General features: G+C 67.0%; 1 protein-coding gene. It reads left to right on the forward strand.

What is annotated here, in order from left to right; translation table 11 throughout:
* A partial coding sequence (locus SREC43747_RS21475) for a DUF3558 domain-containing protein (protein ID WP_029723010.1) occupies nucleotides 1-265 on the forward strand: 265 nt, incomplete at its 5' end.
* Between the last annotated feature and the right edge of the window lie 174 nt (nucleotides 266-439).

Raw genomic sequence — 439 nt, forward strand, 5'->3', positions numbered from 1 at the left:
CGACTTCAAGGACGAGCTCGGTGAGCCGTTCCCGGAGACGGCTGCTTCCTACGACATCTCCGGTTTTCCCGCGGAGCAGATGCAGCCCGGCGCGGGTTTGGAAGCGCTCGGTTGTCATGTGCTCGTGGACGTAGCTGAGGGGGAGACCCTCGACGTCCTCCTGGGGAACGCGGAGGGCACCGGCAGCATGACCAATGAGCAGATGTGCTCGATGGCGAAGCAGTCGGCGCAGGCCGTGGTGGCGACCTTGCAGGCGCAAGGATGAGGTCGGCAGATGACGGACATCGACCGGGGCTGCGGTGCGGAGTCGATGCACAACGCCGTGGTCGTGCTGGACAAGTGCGTGCGGGTTGCGAGGTGAGTCGGCGGATTCAGCGCGGAGTGCTCGCGGTTGCGGCGGTGGCTGGTCTGGCTGTGGCCGGGTGTGCTGGGGAGCCGG

The sequence above is a fragment of the Saccharopolyspora rectivirgula DSM 43747 genome, from assembly GCF_000497205.1.
GTDB lineage: Bacteria > Actinomycetota > Actinomycetes > Mycobacteriales > Pseudonocardiaceae > Saccharopolyspora > Saccharopolyspora rectivirgula.